This is a genomic window from Bacillus sp. OxB-1 (assembly GCF_000829195.1).
Taxonomy (GTDB): Bacteria; Bacillota; Bacilli; order Bacillales_A; family Planococcaceae; genus Sporosarcina.
On record NZ_AP013294.1, the window covers coordinates 2,079,987 to 2,097,388 of the forward strand.

17 protein-coding genes are annotated in these 17,402 nt (G+C 51.2%); 16 read left to right on the forward strand and 1 reads right to left on the reverse strand.

Going from position 1 to position 17,402, the window contains the following annotated elements:
• Positions 1 to 6: 6 nt before the first annotated feature.
• Genes rsgA through spoVM form a run of 4 tightly spaced genes read left to right on the forward strand, consistent with a single transcriptional unit; the run spans position 7 to position 2,365 of the window.
• Positions 7 to 900, forward strand: a complete 894-nt coding sequence (gene rsgA / locus OXB_RS10165; protein ID WP_041073955.1) for a ribosome small subunit-dependent GTPase A — start codon at positions 7 to 9, stop codon at positions 898 to 900.
• Positions 893 to 1,561 (forward strand): ribulose-phosphate 3-epimerase, encoded by a 669-nt coding sequence (rpe, locus tag OXB_RS10170; protein ID WP_041076620.1) that lies wholly within the window; start codon positions 893 to 895, stop codon positions 1,559 to 1,561. The genes rsgA and rpe overlap by 8 nt, the downstream gene beginning before the upstream one ends.
• Complete coding sequence (locus OXB_RS10175) at positions 1,558 to 2,211, forward strand: thiamine diphosphokinase (RefSeq protein WP_041073958.1); 654 nt, start codon at positions 1,558 to 1,560, stop codon at positions 2,209 to 2,211. The genes rpe and OXB_RS10175 overlap by 4 nt, the downstream gene beginning before the upstream one ends.
• Positions 2,212 to 2,224: 13 nt before the next feature.
• Complete coding sequence (gene spoVM / locus OXB_RS18450; RefSeq protein WP_144399682.1) at positions 2,225 to 2,365, forward strand: stage V sporulation protein SpoVM; 141 nt, start codon at positions 2,225 to 2,227, stop codon at positions 2,363 to 2,365.
• Between the two features lie 397 nt (positions 2,366 to 2,762).
• Here the strand turns inward: spoVM and rpmB are convergent, their stop codons facing one another.
• On the reverse strand, positions 2,763 to 2,951 hold the full coding sequence (gene rpmB, locus OXB_RS10180) for a 50S ribosomal protein L28 (protein WP_041073990.1): 189 nt from the start codon (positions 2,949 to 2,951) through the stop codon (positions 2,763 to 2,765).
• A gap of 223 nt (positions 2,952 to 3,174) precedes the next feature.
• Here rpmB and OXB_RS10185 point away from each other — a divergent pair, with 223 nt between their 5' ends.
• The 12 genes from OXB_RS10185 to smc all read left to right on the forward strand — a co-directional run bounded on the left by OXB_RS10185 (position 3,175) and on the right by smc (position 17,395).
• Entirely contained in the window at positions 3,175 to 3,537 is a 363-nt protein-coding gene (locus tag OXB_RS10185; RefSeq protein WP_041073991.1) for an Asp23/Gls24 family envelope stress response protein, read from the forward strand.
• Between the two features lie 18 nt (positions 3,538 to 3,555).
• The gene (locus OXB_RS10190; protein ID WP_041073992.1) at positions 3,556 to 5,217 is read left to right on the forward strand and encodes a DAK2 domain-containing protein; all 1,662 of its coding nucleotides are present in this window, start codon (positions 3,556 to 3,558) and stop codon (positions 5,215 to 5,217) included.
• 267 nt (positions 5,218 to 5,484) lie between these two features.
• Positions 5,485 to 6,147, forward strand: coding sequence for an L-serine ammonia-lyase, iron-sulfur-dependent subunit beta (sdaAB, locus tag OXB_RS10195; RefSeq protein ID WP_041073993.1), 663 nt, complete (start codon positions 5,485 to 5,487; stop codon positions 6,145 to 6,147).
• A gap of 12 nt (positions 6,148 to 6,159) precedes the next feature.
• The gene (gene sdaAA / locus OXB_RS10200) at positions 6,160 to 7,068 is read left to right on the forward strand and encodes an L-serine ammonia-lyase, iron-sulfur-dependent, subunit alpha (RefSeq protein WP_041073994.1); all 909 of its coding nucleotides are present in this window, start codon (positions 6,160 to 6,162) and stop codon (positions 7,066 to 7,068) included.
• Complete coding sequence (gene recG / locus OXB_RS10205; RefSeq protein WP_231860309.1) at positions 7,034 to 9,097, forward strand: ATP-dependent DNA helicase RecG; 2,064 nt, start codon at positions 7,034 to 7,036, stop codon at positions 9,095 to 9,097. Before sdaAA ends, recG begins: the two co-directional genes overlap by 35 nt.
• Positions 9,098 to 9,230: 133 nt before the next feature.
• A complete protein-coding gene (gene fapR, locus OXB_RS10210) occupies positions 9,231 to 9,815 on the forward strand; it encodes a transcription factor FapR (RefSeq protein ID WP_041073996.1) in 585 nt (194 codons plus the stop codon).
• Positions 9,812 to 10,804: a phosphate acyltransferase PlsX gene (gene plsX / locus OXB_RS10215; RefSeq protein ID WP_041073998.1), complete on the forward strand. Its 993-nt coding sequence runs from the start codon at positions 9,812 to 9,814 to the stop codon at positions 10,802 to 10,804. The genes fapR and plsX overlap by 4 nt, the downstream gene beginning before the upstream one ends.
• Positions 10,801 to 11,745 carry an ACP S-malonyltransferase gene (gene fabD / locus OXB_RS10220; protein ID WP_041074000.1) on the forward strand — a complete coding sequence of 315 codons (945 nt, stop codon included), beginning with the start codon at positions 10,801 to 10,803 and terminating at the stop codon, positions 11,743 to 11,745. The genes plsX and fabD overlap by 4 nt, the downstream gene beginning before the upstream one ends.
• Positions 11,746 to 12,492 (forward strand): 3-oxoacyl-[acyl-carrier-protein] reductase, encoded by a 747-nt coding sequence (fabG, locus tag OXB_RS10225; protein WP_041074002.1) that lies wholly within the window; start codon positions 11,746 to 11,748, stop codon positions 12,490 to 12,492. It begins immediately after the preceding gene.
• Positions 12,493 to 12,698: 206 nt separating this feature from the next.
• Complete coding sequence (acpP, locus tag OXB_RS10230) at positions 12,699 to 12,932, forward strand: acyl carrier protein (protein ID WP_041074004.1); 234 nt, start codon at positions 12,699 to 12,701, stop codon at positions 12,930 to 12,932.
• Between the two features lie 138 nt (positions 12,933 to 13,070).
• Positions 13,071 to 13,835 (forward strand): ribonuclease III, encoded by a 765-nt coding sequence (gene rnc / locus OXB_RS10235; RefSeq protein WP_041074006.1) that lies wholly within the window; start codon positions 13,071 to 13,073, stop codon positions 13,833 to 13,835.
• A 2-nt stretch (positions 13,836 to 13,837) separates the two neighbouring features.
• On the forward strand, positions 13,838 to 17,395 hold the full coding sequence (gene smc, locus OXB_RS10240) for a chromosome segregation protein SMC (RefSeq protein WP_041074009.1): 3,558 nt from the start codon (positions 13,838 to 13,840) through the stop codon (positions 17,393 to 17,395).
• Positions 17,396 to 17,402: the final 7 nt, after the last annotated feature.

Here is a 17,402-nt window from a genome sequence, read left to right on the forward strand (position 1 = left end):
GATAGGATGGCGGAAGGACAAATCAGGAAGGCGATCAGCGGATTTTATTACGTGGAAGCGGATGGAGAATTGATTCAATGCAAGGGAAGGGGCGTGTTCCGCAATCGCGGCATTTCCCCTCTCGTCGGCGATTTTGTCACATACGTTCCGGACGGGGAGAATGATGCGACCATTACGGTGGTCCATGAGCGGCGTAATGAACTCGTCCGTCCGCCAATCGCGAATGTCGATCAGGCATTGCTCGTGTTTTCCATGGTGGAGCCGGCATTCAGCCTGCATTTGCTGGATCGGTTTCTTGTCGTAGTCGAATCGTTCGGCATCGAGCCGGTCATTTGCTTGACGAAAAAGGACTTGGCACAGGAATCGGAACGTAGTATCGTCGAAGAAGCCGCAGCCTATTATGAGCAAATGGGATACGACGTCATCCGGACGTTCATCAAGGATGAATCGTTGTTCGAGACGCTAAAGCCTTACTTGAAAGAGAAAACGACGGTTTTGGCCGGCCAATCCGGCGTCGGGAAATCGACGTTGTTGAATACGATGTTGCCCGAATTGGAACTGAGGACGGGCGAGATATCCGATGCCTTGGGGCGTGGAAGACATACGACGCGCCATGTGGAACTGCATGAAGTGGCAGGGGGCTTGGTGGCGGACACGCCCGGGTTCAGCTCCCTTGATTTCAATCATATTGAAAAAGAGGAACTGCCCCATTATTTCCTTGATTTTGATGAGGTGTCCGCGGATTGCAAGTTCCGCGGCTGCCTGCATTTGAAAGAGCCGAAGTGTGCAGTGAAAGACAAGGTGGACGCCGGGGATATCCCGCGCCATCGTTATGACCATTATTTGCAGTTCATGCAGGAAATTACCGACCGAAAGCCGAGGTATGATAAAAATGATTAAAATAGCACCTTCCATTTTATCCGCAGATTTTTCAAAACTAGCCGAAGAAGTGAAAGAAGTGGAGGCGGCCGGTGCCGAACTGATCCACATTGATGTCATGGACGGCCATTTCGTTCCGAACATCACCATGGGTCCGATCGTTGTAGAAGCACTGCGTCCCGTGACGAAGCTACCGCTTGATGTGCATTTGATGATTGAAAATCCCGATGCGTATATTGAGGCTTTTGCCGATGCAGGCGCAGATTACATCACCGTCCATGTGGAGGCTTGTCGACATCTGCACCGCACCTTGCAATTGATCCGGTCGAAAGGGGTCAAATCGGGTGTCGTCCTTAATCCGCATACACCGGTCGAAACGATTTTGCATGTTCTCGATGAAGTGGATATGGTACTGTTCATGACGGTCAATCCGGGGTTCGGTGGCCAAAAGTTCATCCATTCCGTCATTCCGAAAGTGAAGCAACTGGCGGACATCATCAAGGAGCGGGAGCTGTCGATTGAGATTGAAATCGATGGCGGGATCAATGAAGAAACGATCATCCCTTGTGTAGAGGCAGGAGCCACCATTTTTGTCGCCGGTTCCGCCATCTACAATGCGCCAGATCGGGCAGAAGCCTTGCAGAAGATCAAATCCGCTGGTGAAGGGGCGCTGATTAGATGAAACTCGCAATAATCTGTGCCGGAGGACCGGAAGCCGATGTCTTGGATTTGAAGGTGTTCGCCGAAGAAGATGTCATGTACGTCGGAGCGGATCGCGGAGCGGTTCATCTGTTGAGCAGCGGAATTATCCCGGACGCGGCGATAGGGGATTTCGATTCCGTGACGGATGCGGAATATAATCAAATATTGGAGTCGGTCAGTTATATTGAAAAAGCTGACTCCGAGAAGGATCAGACCGATACGGAGCTGGCGGTGCTGCATGCCCTTTCCTTTAAACCGGACCGTGTCATCTTGACAGGGGTGACGGGGGGAAGATTGGATCATATGGAAGCTGCCCTTCATCTCATGCATCGCTTGCAAGAAGAACATAAGCACATCAAATTCATGATATCCAATCAAACGAATGAAATATCCATCCTCCGGGCGGGCGTCCATCGGATAAACCGGGATGAAAGATATCCGTTCATCTCGTTCTTCTCCTTCGTCGGCCCAGTGAAAAAACTGACGCTGACCGGGTTCAAATACGAAACGGTCGATGCAACATTAGAAATCGGCACTACGAAATTCACGAGCAATGAAACCGCCTCAGAAGTTTGTACTATCTCTTTCCGGGAAGGCATATGCTTAATGGTAAGGAGTTCAGATTCCTGAAAGGGGTGGGGATTTGCGAGTTTATACATTTACGCTGCCGAAATTCGTGAGTGGCTTTGTGAGGAAATGTATGGTCGCTTTCCAGAAAGACGAGAAACCGAAAGCGACCGCTGCGAAAAGCAAGAAGAGGAAGAAAGAAAAAGCGCAAGGCTGACTCGACCCAGCCTTGCGTTTTTTTCTAAGTCGGCTAGTTTGCGAGCGTCTGTTTTTACTTTAGGAAGCTGGAAATCGGATTTGTGCTTGTCTGGAGTGTTGAAGAACGGCTGATAGGTTGTCCCGAGTGCTGGTATCCCTGGAGAACGGCTGATATTTTGACGCAAGTGCCGATATCTTCGGGGAGCGGCTGATAAGTTGTCCTGAGTGCTGATATCTTCGAAGAACGGCTGATAAGATATCCCAAATGCTGACATCTGCAAGAAACCGCAGATAACTATTCCGCCCTTCACCCTAATCCACTACATGAAAAAAAGCTAATGACCCATCCTATATGGATCATTAGCTTTTTCTTCGTGTGCGGAAATCCGCTCACATATGCAGAAAGCGTCCTTCGCTTATACGCGTTGAACTTTTCCTGATTTAAGTGCACGTGCAGAAACCCATACACGCTTCGGTTTACCGTTTACAAGAATACGGACTTTTTGAAGGTTCGCACCCCATGTGCGTCGGTTAGCGTTCATCGCGTGGGAACGAGCATTCCCTGCACGGGCTTTGCGTCCTGTGATAACACATTCTTTAGCCATTTTCAGTACCTCCTTGCGAATGATGATTAAGCGATCTACTTGTTATTCGCATACCATAGTACTTTATCATATAGGATGGAGGGTTGCAACCATTTTCGCGACATCTTTCAAGTGAATTGCCTTGACGCGAATTCAGGCATCCGGCTAGGAATGCTTTCTTTTATTATGGAGACGGGTATAGTACAATGAGTAAAGTTAATCAGGATGCAAGGGGGATCTACTCATGTCAATCGAAGTGAAGAACGAATTCGGTAAGATCGATATCACCAATGACGTCATCGCTCAAGTGGTCGGGGAAGCGGCAATCGAATGTTATGGGATTGTCGGGATGGCTTCAAGACATCAGATCCGGGACGGCCTCACTGAAATCCTTCGGAAAGAGAATTTTGGACGAGGCGTCATCGTCCGTACAATCGGTGACGACATTCACATCGATATGTATATTATTGTCGGATACGGAACGAAAATTTCCGAAGTCGCCTATCAAGTTCAATCCAAAGTGAAGTATACCTTGAAAAAGACGCTGGGCATGACCGTTACATCCGTTAATATTTTTGTTCAAGGAGTTCGGGTGACGAACTTGTAAAAGGAGGATACAGTTTCAATGAAATTTATCGATGGTTTGAAATTTGCGGAAATGGTGGAGATGGGTGCCCACCATCTATACCAGAACGCCGACTACGTTGACTCGCTCAATGTCTTTCCGGTACCGGACGGGGATACCGGGACGAATATGAATTTATCGATGTCCTCCGGGGCGAAAGAAACGAAAGCAAATGCGGTGTCCGATATCGGCCAAACAGCTCAAGCCCTGTCGAAAGGTCTGTTGATGGGGGCCCGTGGAAATTCGGGGGTAATCCTCTCACAATTATTCCGTGGTTTCGGCAAAGCGATTGAAGGGGAAGCGTCCCTCGATAGCGTCAAGTTTGCGTCGGCTTTGCAGTATGGGGTGGATACCGCGTATAAAGCGGTAATGAAGCCAGTGGAAGGGACCATTCTGACGGTTGCGAAAGATGCTGCACGTCATGCTGTGGAAGTGGCCGGTACGACGGATGATGTGGTCGCTGTCATGGAGGCGGTCGTGCAAGAGGCGAAGGCATCGTTGGATCGGACGCCCGATTTGCTGCCCGTCTTGAAGGAAGTCGGTGTCGTCGATAGCGGCGGACAAGGTCTCGTCTATGTTTACGAGGGCTTTTTGGCATGTTTGAAAGGGGAAGCGCTTCCCGAAAAAACACAGATCCAATCAATGGAGGACCTGGTAAATGCAGAGCATCACCGCAGCGTGCAAGGGTTCATGAATACGGAAGATATCGTCTACGGATACTGCACGGAATTCATGGTGAAATTCGAAGACCGGAAACTGCAGGACAATCCATACGACGAGACGGAATTCCGCCAAACGCTGAGCAATTTCGGAGATTCTTTGCTTGTCATCTCGGACGAGGAAGTCGCGAAAGTACATATCCATACCGAAGAACCGGGAGATGCCTTGAACTACGGCCAAACATTCGGATCCTTGATTAAAATAAAAATTGAGAACATGCGCGAACAGCATAGTGAAATCGTCGGAGAGAGTCATGTCGCCACAGCGCTGCCAAAACCCGAACGCCATCCGTATGCCGTCATTACAGTCGCCATGGGGTCTGGCATCGCTGATTTATTGAGAAGTGTCGGAGCTTCTGCAGTCATCGAAGGCGGCCAGACGATGAATCCATCTACGGAAGATATCGTCAAGGCGATTAAAGAGGTCGGTGCAGAACGGGCACTCATTTTGCCGAATAATAAAAATATCATCATGGCGGCGGAGCAAGCCGCGGAAGTGGCCGGCATCGAAGCGGCAGTCGTACCGACCCGATCTGTGCCCCAAGGATTGGCTGCCATCCTCGCATTCAATCCGGAAGCCGATGTCAACGATAATGCGTCCGCCATGTCGGACGCAGCATCCGATGTCAAAACAGGTCAAGTGACATATGCGGTGCGGGACACATCGATTGACGGGGTCGATATCAAAAAAGACCATTTCATGGGCATTTCGGAGAGCAAAATCATCACCTCCGCCCCGGCCGTCGAGGAAGTGATGAAAACGCTGCTTGCTTCGATGATCGACGAAGAAGATGAAATTGTCACCTTGCTTTATGGTGAGGATGTCAGCGAAGAAGATGCCAATGTTTTCAAGGATTATATAGAAGAAACGTACGATCATGTAGAGGTGGAGCTTTACGACGGCAAACAGCCGTTGTATCCGTATATCATTTCAGTAGAATAAAAAACGAGCACAGGCAGAGAAATCTTTGCCTGTTTTTTTAATTAGAAAATCCCGAATGGATTGGATTGAACGAAGCTATTCTGAAACCGTGAACCTAATAGAAAAGGTCACCGACCGACCATATATAATCCAATATCGTTCCAATTATAATGATAGAGGTGGGGGCTGACGGCAACGAATTACAACAGCCTACAATTTTGTTTTTCTATCATTTCTTGTGTAAAATAGTTACTAGAACAGAACATATGAACGGAAGGAGCCTGGAGTATGAAATTCAGATCAGTGTTTGAAATCATCGGTCCTGTCATGGTCGGACCTTCCTCTTCCCATACCGCCGGTGCCGCCAGGATTGGCCGAGTGGCACGTTCCTTGTACGGCCGGCAGCCGGAATGGGCGAAGATTCATCTATACGGTTCATTTGCGGAAACGTATAAAGGGCATGGCACTGATTTGGCCATCATCGGCGGGCTGCTCGATTACGATACATTCGATGAACGCATTAAAACCGCATTTGACGATGCGGATCGTCTCGGGATGAAGTTTGAATTCATTCCGGAGACGGAAGAAGCGGAGCATCCGAATACTGCTAAGATTGTCATCGGTGACCAAAAAGGCATGATGGAACTGGTCGGGATTTCTATTGGCGGGGGAACGATTGAAGTGGTTGAGCTGAACGGTTTCCCGCTCCGCCTGTCCGGACATTATCCTGCGCTTCTCGTCGTCCATGATGATCGTGCTGGCGTCATAGCCAGTGTCTGTAACGCCATTGCTGCGCGCGGTGTGAATATCGCTCATATGGAAGTGGGCCGTAAAGAAAAAGGTGAAATGGCCTTGATGGTCATCGAAGTCGATCAAATGATTACGGAAGAGCTGACCAACAACCTGGAAGCTCTTTCTCACATATCACAAATATCAATTTTGGCCAACTAAGGGGGGAGCGGCATGGAGGTTTTATTCGGAACCGTAAAAGAGCTCGTAGCGCTTGCAGAGACGCAAAATAAGCCAATATCGGAAATCATGATCGAACAAGAAATACTCATGACGAAACGCTCGCGGGAAGACATTATCGCACAGATGGACCAAAACTTGACGGTGATGGAACAAGCTGTCGAGCGCGGTCTGCAAGGTGTCCGATCTCCGTCCGGTCTGACAGGCGGGGACGCGGTTCTCCTTCAGAATTATATGGCAACCGGTAAATCCTTGAGCGGGAATTTGATTTTGGATGCGGTCAGCAAAGCAGTCGCGACGAATGAAGTGAATGCCGCGATGGGTTTGATCTGTGCCACGCCGACAGCCGGTGCGGCGGGAATCGTACCCGGTACGTTATTTGCGGTAAAGCATAAATTGAATCCGACCCGCCAAGAGATGTTGAATTACCTCTTTACGTCAGGCGCTTTCGGTTTTATCGTCGCGAACAATGCGTCAATTTCGGGCGCAGCGGGGGGCTGTCAGGCGGAGACGGGATCCGCGGCTTCGATGGCGGCGGCTGCCATCGTGGAAATGGCCGGGGGGACACCGCAGCAAAGCGCGGAGGCGTTCTCCATTGTCATGAAAAACATGCTCGGACTCGTGTGCGATCCAGTTGCCGGCCTGGTGGAAGTGCCATGTGTCAAACGGAATGCCATGGGAGCGGCAAAAGCACTCGTCGGAGCGGATATGGCACTTGCCGGGATCGTGAGCCGGATCCCGACCGATGAAGTGATCGAAGCGATGCACCGAATCGGGCAAACGTTGCCGTCTTCGCTGCGGGAAACGGCAAAAGGCGGTCTGGCTGCGACTCCGACCGGAAAGGCGCTGCAAGAAAAAATATTTGGGAATGAAACAAACCATCATGATACTATCCATCCATGATTCAATCTCCAATTTGAAAGGGGTCGGGAAAGTTGCGAAAGAACAATTCGGATCGCTCGGAATCTCGACCATTGAAGATCTCGTCTTAACTTTCCCGTATCGTCACGAGGATTTCCGGCTGAAGGATTTATCTGAAACACCGCATAACGAGCGGGTGACGATTGAAGGAAGGGTGGAGAGCGAGCCGACCGTATTGTACCTGGGCAAGAAACGGTCCCGTCTGCAATTACGGCTCCTTACCGGACGTCATCTGATTAAAGCGGTGTTCTTCAATCAGCATTATTTGAGGGAACGGCTGGCGCCCGGCATGATTGTCACTGTCACAGGCAAGTGGGACCGCGGCCGTCAAGTGATCAATGTCAGCAATTTCAAGGACGGACCGAAAACCGAACAGGCGGATTTTGAACCGGTTTATAGCTTGAAAGCGGTCATGCAGCAAAAGACATTCCGTCGTTTCATGCGTTCGGCGCTGGATCTGGTGGCGGGACAAATGGAAGAATCGTTGCCAGCTGACATCCGGGAAGCATACAAATTGCCAAGCATAGGGGAAGCGCTGGAGATGATTCATTTCCCGACGAGCCCTGCGGATGTCAAACAGGCAAGAAGGCGCTTTGCTTATGAAGAGCTGCTCCTCTTCCAACTGAAAATGCAAGGCATGAAAAGGGCGAGGAAAGAGGCCGAAAAGGGGCAAGTGATCGAATACGACCTGCCCCGGTTGAAGCGGTTCATCGAGACCTTGCCGTTTGAATTGACGAATGCCCAGAAAAGAGTCGTCAATGAACTATGCGCCGAACTGAAAAGTCCGATCCGGATGAATCGGCTGTTGCAAGGGGACGTCGGATCCGGAAAAACCGTAGTGGCGGCGATTGCACTCTTTTCCGTTATTACGGCGGGATATCAGGGAGCATTAATGGCACCTACGGAAATTCTAGCCGAACAGCATGCCTCCTCCTTGGCCGAATGGCTGGAACCGCATGGGGTCACGGTTGCGTTTCTGGCAGGTTCGACGAAAGGGAAAGCGAGAAGAACGATATTGGAGAAACTGGAAAAGGGTGAAATCGACCTGCTGATCGGCACACACGCTTTGATCCAGCCGGATGTCACATTCCATCGTCTCGGACTCGTCATAACAGATGAACAGCACCGTTTCGGAGTCGAACAGCGGCGGGTTTTGCGGGATAAAGGCATAAACCCCGATGTCCTGTTCATGACAGCAACGCCGATTCCGCGGACGCTTGCCATCACTGCTTTCGGAGAGATGGATATTTCCATATTGGATGAATTGCCGGCAGGTCGGAAAAAAATTGAAACCCATTGGCTGAAAGAGGATTCCCTCTTGCCCGTCTTGCGCAAGATGGACCAGGAACTGCGGGCGGGACGCCAAGCTTACGTCATCTGCCCGCTGATCGAGGAGTCCGACAAATTGGATGTGCAGAACGCGGTCGATGTCCATGCCCAGTTGTCCCAGCATTTTGCCGGCCGCTTCCAAGTCGGACTGATGCACGGCCGCTTGCCGACTGATGAAAAAGATGCCATCATGCGGGAGTTCAGCACGGGGCAGATTGATGTACTTGTTTCCACGACAGTTGTCGAAGTCGGCGTCAATGTACCGAATGCGACGTTCATGCTCATTTACGACGCGACGCGCTTCGGTCTTGCTCAGCTTCATCAGTTGCGGGGCCGAGTCGGACGCGGTACCGAACAATCGTATTGTGTCCTTCTGGCCGATCCGAAAACGGAGGAGGGGAAGGAACGGATGCAGACGATGACAGAAACGAATGATGGATTTCTATTGGCGGAAAAAGACTTGGAACTCCGAGGTGCCGGGGATGTCTTCGGCAAGAAGCAAAGCGGGATGCCTGAATTCAAAGTGGCGGATTTGGTCCACGATTACCGCGTCCTGAACACTGCCAAAGCAGATGCGGAACGGCTGCTGGAGTCCCCCCGATTCTGGAAAGACGCGGAATACACTTATCTTCGCGGACAATTGGAACAGTCAGGTGCATTGGATGGGGAACGGATCGATTGAAAATCTGCTCATTGCCTGTCGATCGTGCTGGATCGGCAGGTTTCTTTAACTCTTTCTTTTCTAGGGTTGCAATCCGATAACAATATTTATATACTGGTGTTAGTACCAAGTGCTAATCCGGAAGGTGAATTTATTGAGAATACCGAAGCAGGAAAGACAACGCCGTCTTGGAGAGTTGCTTGAAGAAAACCCTTTTATGACTGATGAGGAGCTGTCGGATCATTTTTCTGTAAGTGTTCAAACAATCCGGTTGGACCGGCTTGAGCTTGGGATTCCGGAACTTCGGGAGCGCTTGAAAACCGTCGCATCCCGGACGATGCAAGGGGAAGTGAAGTCCCTTCATTCCGATGAAATCATCGGTGACATCGTCGATATCGAACTGGATAAGAGGGCTTTGTCCATTTTTGACGTGACTACCGATCATGTCTTCCAAAGAAATGGGATTGCACGGGGGCACCATCTATTCGCCCAGGCGAATTCCCTCGCGGTGGCCGTGCTGGATGAAGACCTGGCATTGACCGCGAAATCCACATTGAATTTCATAAAACCCGTCAAAGCGGGAGACCGGGTCGTGGCCCGTGCCGAAGTGAAGGAGGAAAGTCCGGAGAAAAAACGGACTTTGGTCGAGGTCGTCTCGACAGTCGGTGAGGAGACCGTCTTCATCGGGCAATTTTACATGTATCGGACGCGGGACGGGAAGCAGGAGGAATCGACATGATCATAGCAGTTGATGGGATGGGCGGAGACAATGCCCCCGCTGAAATCGTTGCAGGAGCTCTGAGAAGCTTGGACGCATTTCAGGACATTCAAATACATATTTATGGTGATGAGGCGGCGATCGCCCCGCATGTGCAACAAAACGAGCGGTTGAAAATCATTCATTGCAGCGAGAAAATCGAGCCGGATGACGAACCGGTCCGCGCCATCCGCAGGAAGAAAGACGCCTCTATGGTAAGAATGGCGCAAGCGGTGCATGACGGTGCGGCGGATGTGGGTGTTTCCGCGGGAAATACAGGTGCGCTCGTAGCCGCGGGATTATTCCTCGTCGGGCGGATGGAAGGGATTGAACGCCCGGCGCTGGCCCCGACCTTGCCGACAGTCGACGGACAAGGGTTCCTCCTGCTCGACGTCGGTGCCAATGCCGATTCAAAGCCGGTTCATTTAAAACAATTTGCCATCATGGGAAGCATCTACGCGGAAAAGGTGCGCGGTGTTGAAAAACCCCGAGTCGGCCTGTTGAACATCGGAACTGAAGAGGGGAAAGGGAACGAGCTGACAAAAGGGGCGTATGAGCTCTTGTCGGATGCGCCGATCCATTTCATCGGTAACGTGGAGGCCCGGGATTTATTGACCGGCGCAGCGGATGTTGTCGTAACGGATGGTTTCACGGGGAATATGGTCTTGAAGACGATCGAAGGAACCGCTCTCGGATTCTTTTCGATGCTGAAGGAAGTGTATACCGCTTCCATGAAAACGAAATTATCGGCAGCCCTCGTCAAAAACGAATTGGGCGGGCTGAAAGGGAAATTGGATTATACAGAGTACGGCGGCGCCGGGCTGTTCGGTTTGCGGTCGCCGGTCATCAAAGCGCATGGTTCCTCCAACGCGAACGCCATTTTGAATGCGATTCGCCAGGCTAGGACGATGGTGCAATATGATGTCAGCGGGACAATCCGCGAAACAATCGGAAAGGCGGAGACGGAATGACGAAAGTGGCATTTGTGTTCCCAGGACAAGGATCGCAGTCGGTCGGCATGGGAAAAGAGTTGGCTGAAACAAACGAAAAGAGTAAGCGGTATTTGGAACAAGCAGATGAAGTTCTCGGGTTCGGACTGAGTCAATTGATCCTGGAAGGCCCTCAGGAAGAGCTCACGTTGACCTATCATGCGCAGCCGGCACTTCTGACGGTCGGTTCGATGATTGCATCACGCCTGATGGAGGAAGGCGTAGCGCCCGATTATACGGCGGGGCACAGCCTCGGTGAATATACCGCATTGGTCGCTTCGGGGACCCTCTCCTTTGAAGACGGGGTTTCATTGGTCCATAAACGCGGATTGTATATGAATGAAGCGGTTCCGGCGGGGGAAGGCGCAATGGCCGCCATCCTGGGACTGGACGGCCAAAAGTTGAAAGAAGTGACGGATGCAATCACGGCGGAAGGAAATCCGGTCCAGCCGGCGAATATGAACTGCCCGGGGCAAATTGTCATTTCAGGTTCCAAAGAGGGCGTTGCGCAGGCGTGCGTTCAATTGAAGGAGGCAGGAGCGAAGCGAACGATCCCTCTCGATGTGAGCGGTCCTTTCCACTCTTCCCTCATGGAGCCCGCAGCTTCCAAACTGGGCGCTGCGCTAGCTGAAGTGGACATGTCCGATGCAACAATTCCGGTCATCGCGAATGTCAACGCTTCTCCTGTCCAAGATGAGGATACAATCAAAAGCTTGCTTGTCGAGCAGCTGTATTCCCCTGTCTTATGGGAAGATTCGGTCCGGACGCTGCTGGAACTAGGCGTTACTCATTTCGTTGAATGCGGTCCAGGGAAAGTGTTGAGCGGGCTGATAAAGAAGATTGATAGAAGTGCTACAGTTTTATCAGCGTATGATGAAGAAACAGTGCAAGCCGTTGTGGAAGCGGCGAAAGGGTGGTCGTGAATGGCTAGATTTGAAGGGAAAGCAGCGATCGTCACGGGTGCATCCCGTGGGATTGGAAGGGAAATTGCTCTTCTGTTAGGGAAAGAAGGGGCCCGGGTAGCGGTCAATTATAGCGGCAGCAAAGAGAAAGCCGATGAGGTTGTCGGGTTGATTCGAGAAGCGGGAGGCGAAGCGTTTGCCATCCAGGCGGATGTATCCGATGCTGACAGTGTCAAAAATATGATCGATGAAACATTGAAAACCTTCGGCTCCATTGATATCCTAGTCAACAATGCGGGTATCACTAAGGACAACCTTCTCATGCGGATGAAGGAAGATGAATGGGATGACGTCATCAATATTAATATGAAAGGCGTGTTCCTCTGCACGAAAGGGGTTACGCGCCAAATGATGAAGCAGCGGGCTGGGAAGATTGTCAATGTGGCATCGATCGTCGGGGTGTCGGGCAATCCGGGCCAAGCGAATTACGTCGCTGCCAAAGCGGGGGTCATCGGCTTCACGAAAACGGCCGCCAAAGAACTGGCTTCACGGAACATCAACGTCAACGCGGTCGCACCGGGCTTCATTACGACGGATATGACCGAAGTGCTGACGGACGAAGTGAAAGAGCAGATGCTTTCGGTCATTCCGCTCGGAAAACTCGGCAGCCCGCAAGACGTGGCACGCTCGGTCCTCTTCCTGCTATCCGACGATGCAGCTTATATTACAGGTCAGACGATCCATGTTGATGGTGGAATGGTGATGTAAGAAAATATAGTATGTGCTTTCTTTTTATTTCAAAGTCAAGTTGCTTGGAGCGGAGGGCGGTGACTCCGGCGGGAATAGCATGAGCTGAAGACCCCGCAGGAGCAAAGCGACGAGGAGGCTGAGGCCATGCCCGCGGAAAGCGTCCGCCCGCAGTGGAAAGCGACGACTTCCTGTTTATAGCTTTCCTTTGAGAGGAGGTGACAGATTTGTCAGTACTTGAACGTGTAACGAAAGTTGTCGTCGACCGTCTTGGTGTCGATGAGAGCGAAGTGAAACCGGAAGCTTCTTTCCGTGAAGATCTTGGGGCGGACTCTTTGGACGTCGTGGAACTTGTTATGGAATTGGAAGATGAGTTCGATATGGAAATCTCCGATGACGATGCCGAGAAAATCGGAACAGTCGGCGATGCCGTAACGTATATCGAAGCTAAAGTAAATTAACGGGTGAAACCGGCGGAGACTCTTTCATCCTTTCATTCATTGAAAGGATCGGAAGCGTCTCTTTTCGCTTTTGCACTAACCGTCCCAAAGGAGTAAAATCAGAAGTAGATTAACTTAGTGAAGAAAGGCAGAATTGTAATGACCAATAGACGACATCAGCAAAGATCAACGAATGGTACGTTGCCTGCAACCATCCGACATAAATTCGAGGAGCTGGAGGCGGAGCTGGATATCCACTTTTCCGACCGCACTCTCTTGTATAACGCGTTCACCCACTCCTCTTATGTCAATGAACACCGGAAACGGAATTATACCGATAATGAACGATTGGAATTTTTAGGGGATGCGGTTCTGGAGCTCGGCGTCTCCCGCTTTTTATACGCCACGGAACCTAACATGTCCGAAGGGGAATTGACGAAACTCCGGGCTGCGATCGTCTGCGAACCGTCATTGGAGAAATTTTCAAATGAACTCGGGTTCGGGCGATATATCCTTTTAGGGAAAGGGGAAGAGCAGACAGGAGGTCGCATGCGCCCTGCATTGTTGGCGGATGTTTTTGAAGCATTTGTCGGGGCTCTTTATCTGGATCAAGGTTTAGAAGCCGTCACGTCCTTTTTAGAGAAGATTGTTTTTCCGAAAATTAGCGTCGGTGCTTTTTCGCATATGATGGATTATAAAAGCCGTCTGCAGGAAATCGTCCAGCAGACGAATAACGGTTCTCTTCATTATGAAATCATCGAAGAGAAGGGTCCAGCACATGCGAAAAAGTTTGTCACAGTCGTGCGCCTCGGGGATGAGGAGATGGGGACCGGCATTGGAAAATCTAAAAAGGAAGCCGAGCAGGAAGCGGCCCGGCATGCCATCGGAAAACTGGAAAGCCGACAAGTCGAAGGAGAGAACTGAACGTGTTTCTTAAAAGACTGGAAATCATCGGCTTCAAATCGTTTGCAGAGCGGATCGGCATCGACTTTGTCCCTGGCGTCACGGCGGTCGTCGGTCCGAATGGCAGTGGGAAAAGCAATATAACGGACGCCATCCGTTGGGTCCTTGGCGAACAGTCGGCAAAATCGTTGCGCGGCTCGAAAATGGAAGACGTCATCTTTGCCGGAAGTGATTCCAGAAAGCCGTTGAATTTTGCGGAAGTGACTTTGGTTTTGGATAATAGCCAAAATCGGTTTCCGCTCGATTATACGGAAATTAGCGTCAGCCGCCGCGTGTTCCGTTCGGGGGAGAGCGCTTATCTCCTGAACGGCCAACAATGCCGGTTGAAAGATATTACCGATGTCTTTATGGATTCCGGCCTGGGAAAAGAAGCATTCTCCATCATCTCCCAAGGCCGGATCGATGAAATCTTGAACAGTCGGCCCGAAGAACGCCGGACCATCTTTGATGAGGCGGCCGGTGTTTTGAAATATCGGACAAGGAAACGGAAAGCGGAGCATAAGCTGTTTGAAACCGAGGATAATTTGGATCGGGTCCTGGATATCCTGAAGGAGCTTGACACCCGGATCGGCCCGTTGGAAAAAAGCGCGCAAGCCGCCAAAACGTATAATGTCCTATCGGAAGAAATCCGGGAGTTGGACGTTCGTCTGCTCAATCTGGATACAGGAAAACTGAGAGAGGAGATCCTTCAAACTTCCCGTGAAGCCGAACGGTTACAACAGGAAAAGAATCGGTATGAAAACGATGTTCGGCAAATGGAACAACAAAGCACGGTTTTCAACGCGCAACTGGCCCAAGTGGACGAAGAGATGGAAAAGTTGCAAAAAAAACTCGTCACGGTCAGTGCCGAAGCGGAAAAGTGGGAAGGCCGCCGTCTCCTTTCCCTTGAAAAAAAGCGCAACGCTGAACAACAGATTCTACGTCTGCAGACGGAGCTGGAGAGCGCAGTGGCCGAACAAGGGGCGCTTGCCGGGAAAATCGGTCCGGCGATCGAGCAATTGGAACAGACGGAGCAGGAGTATGCCGGCATCGCGGGTGAATTGGATGCCATTTCGCAAGTATTGAAGCGCTCGGCGAAAGAGACGGAGGCGGAAATCGAGGAGCTGAAATCGCTTTACATCGAACGTCTGAACGAAGAAGCCACGCTGCGCAATGATTTGAAGCATCTGGAGGAACGGTTGGAAGGAGAGCGGACGTCCTCCGAGCGGATATTGCAACAGACGGCTCTCTTACGTGAAAAACTACGAGAATTGAAGGAGGAGCGAAAAGCGAAGGCGTCCTCCCTTTCCCGTCTGGAACAGCAATATGAGGCTGAAGAAGCGGCGTATCAACAGGCCCTTGAAGCTCTCCACATCGCCGAAAAGGAGCTTGCTTCCCAGCAGGAGATGATGCAGAAAGCGCTCAACCGTCAACATGAAATGAGTGGGCGGGTCCGTGCATTGGAAAGCATGGAGGCCGATTTCTCGGGTTTTTATTCGGGCGTCAAAGAAGTGCTCTTGGCGAAGCGGGCCGGTAAACTTTCCGGCATTGACGGAGCGGTCGCCGAATTGATTTCCGTCGATCCTGAATTTGTGAAAGCCGTGGAAACAGCATTGGGCGGAGCGCTCCAACATTTGGTGACGACGACGGAAGCCGAGGCGCGAAAAGCGATCGGTTACTTGAAATCAAAAAATGCAGGGAGAGCCACATTCCTTCCGAGAGATGTCATGAAGCCGCGGACGATTCCAACGACCAGCCTCTATGCAGTGAAACAGCATCCGGAATTCATCGCCACGGCAGATCGGCTTGTCCAAACGAACGAGGCGTATCGAGGGGTCACGGAAAACCTTCTCGGGAATACCCTGGTCGCCCAAACACTCACCGGAGCGTCGGCGATTGCGAAATTGATGAATTATCGGTTCCGGGTCGTGACAATCGACGGGGATATCGTCAATGCCGGCGGGTCCCTCACAGGAGGGGGCGTCAAAGGCCAAGCTTCCGTATTCACTCGCAAGGCTGAATTGGAGACGTTGAAAAAGCAATTGCACCGCATGGAAGAATCCTTGAAAACCGCCAATCGGAAACTAAGCGACACGAAGATGGATGTCGCCAAGTGGATGCAAGAGACCGGACGGCTGCGAGAAGAAATGGAAAAACACCATGTCGGATTAGCCGCTGCACAATCGGGGATCCGTGAGGTGGACATCACCATCAAATCGATCGAACAGGAAATAGCCGTCACGGAAAGAGGCAGACAAGGGGCGGAACATTCCGGTTCGGAGCTGATGGGACAGAAAAGCGAATTGCAGAACAAGCATCTTCATGTAAAAGAAGAGCTGGAGTCCATCCAATCTGAAGTCCAGACATTGGAACGGCTCGCGTCTGACCGGCGCAATGAAGAATCGGCGCTTATCGCCAAGCAGAGCAATTTGCGGGAACGATCCGCCGTGCTCCGGGAACAGAGAACGTACCAGCAGGCTTCCATCGCGGCCATGGAGGAATCGGCAAAGCGGTTAGCGGAAAAAATTCTGCGACTGCAGGAAGAATTGCAGTTTTTCCATGGGTCGGATGAAGGCGGCGAGTTGACGGCAGATGAAATCCAAAAGCGGATTGAAGGAGCGGTGCAGGAAAAATCCACCGTCGAGCAGGAATTGATTCAGAAAAGGGAATCGAGGGTGCTATTATCCCAGCAACTTGAGGAGAAAGGGGCAGAGCTTCGGCAACTGCGCGATCAGGCCGGACAAGCAGTTTCCGCGTTGAATACGATCAACGTGGCCCTATCCCGCCTAGAAGTGAAGTATGAAGGTGTAACCCAGCGTCTCTTGGACGACTATGGACTGTATCCCGAAGCTGATTTCACCGCTGATTTCGATGAACAGCAAGCGCGGGAAAGGGTCGAAATGCTGAAAAGTGAATTGGAAGCATTGGGTCCTGTCAATCAAGGTGCTATCCCGGAATTCGAGGAAGTGACAGAACGCCACCGTTTCCTAAGCGAGCAGCGCAACGATCTGCTTGAAGCGAAAGGTACCTTGCAAGAAGCGATGTCCGAAATGGATCGGGAGATGAAGACCCGTTTCTCGACAACCTTTGCTGCAGTCCGGCAACGGTTCCGCCATGTATTCCGTGAAATGTTCGGAGGCGGCGAGGCGGACTTGCTCTTGACGGATCCCGATGATCTGCTTGAAACAGGAGTCGATATTATGGCCCGGCCGCCCGGAAAGAAATTGCAGAATCTCAGTTTATTATCCGGCGGCGAACGGGCGTTGACCGCCATCGCATTGCTATTCTCGATCATCGAAGTCCGTCCTGTTCCGTTCTGCATCTTGGATGAAGTGGAAGCGGCGCTCGACGAGGCGAACGTCATCCGCTATAGTAAGTATTTGAAAAAATTCTCGGAAAAAACGCAGTTCATCGTCATCACGCACCGGAAAGGGACGATGGAAGGCGCGGACGTATTATACGGTGTGACGATGCAGGAATCCGGCGTATCCCGTCTCATCTCCGTCAAACTATCCGAAGTGCCGGAAGGGGCTATCATGTAAAGGAGTC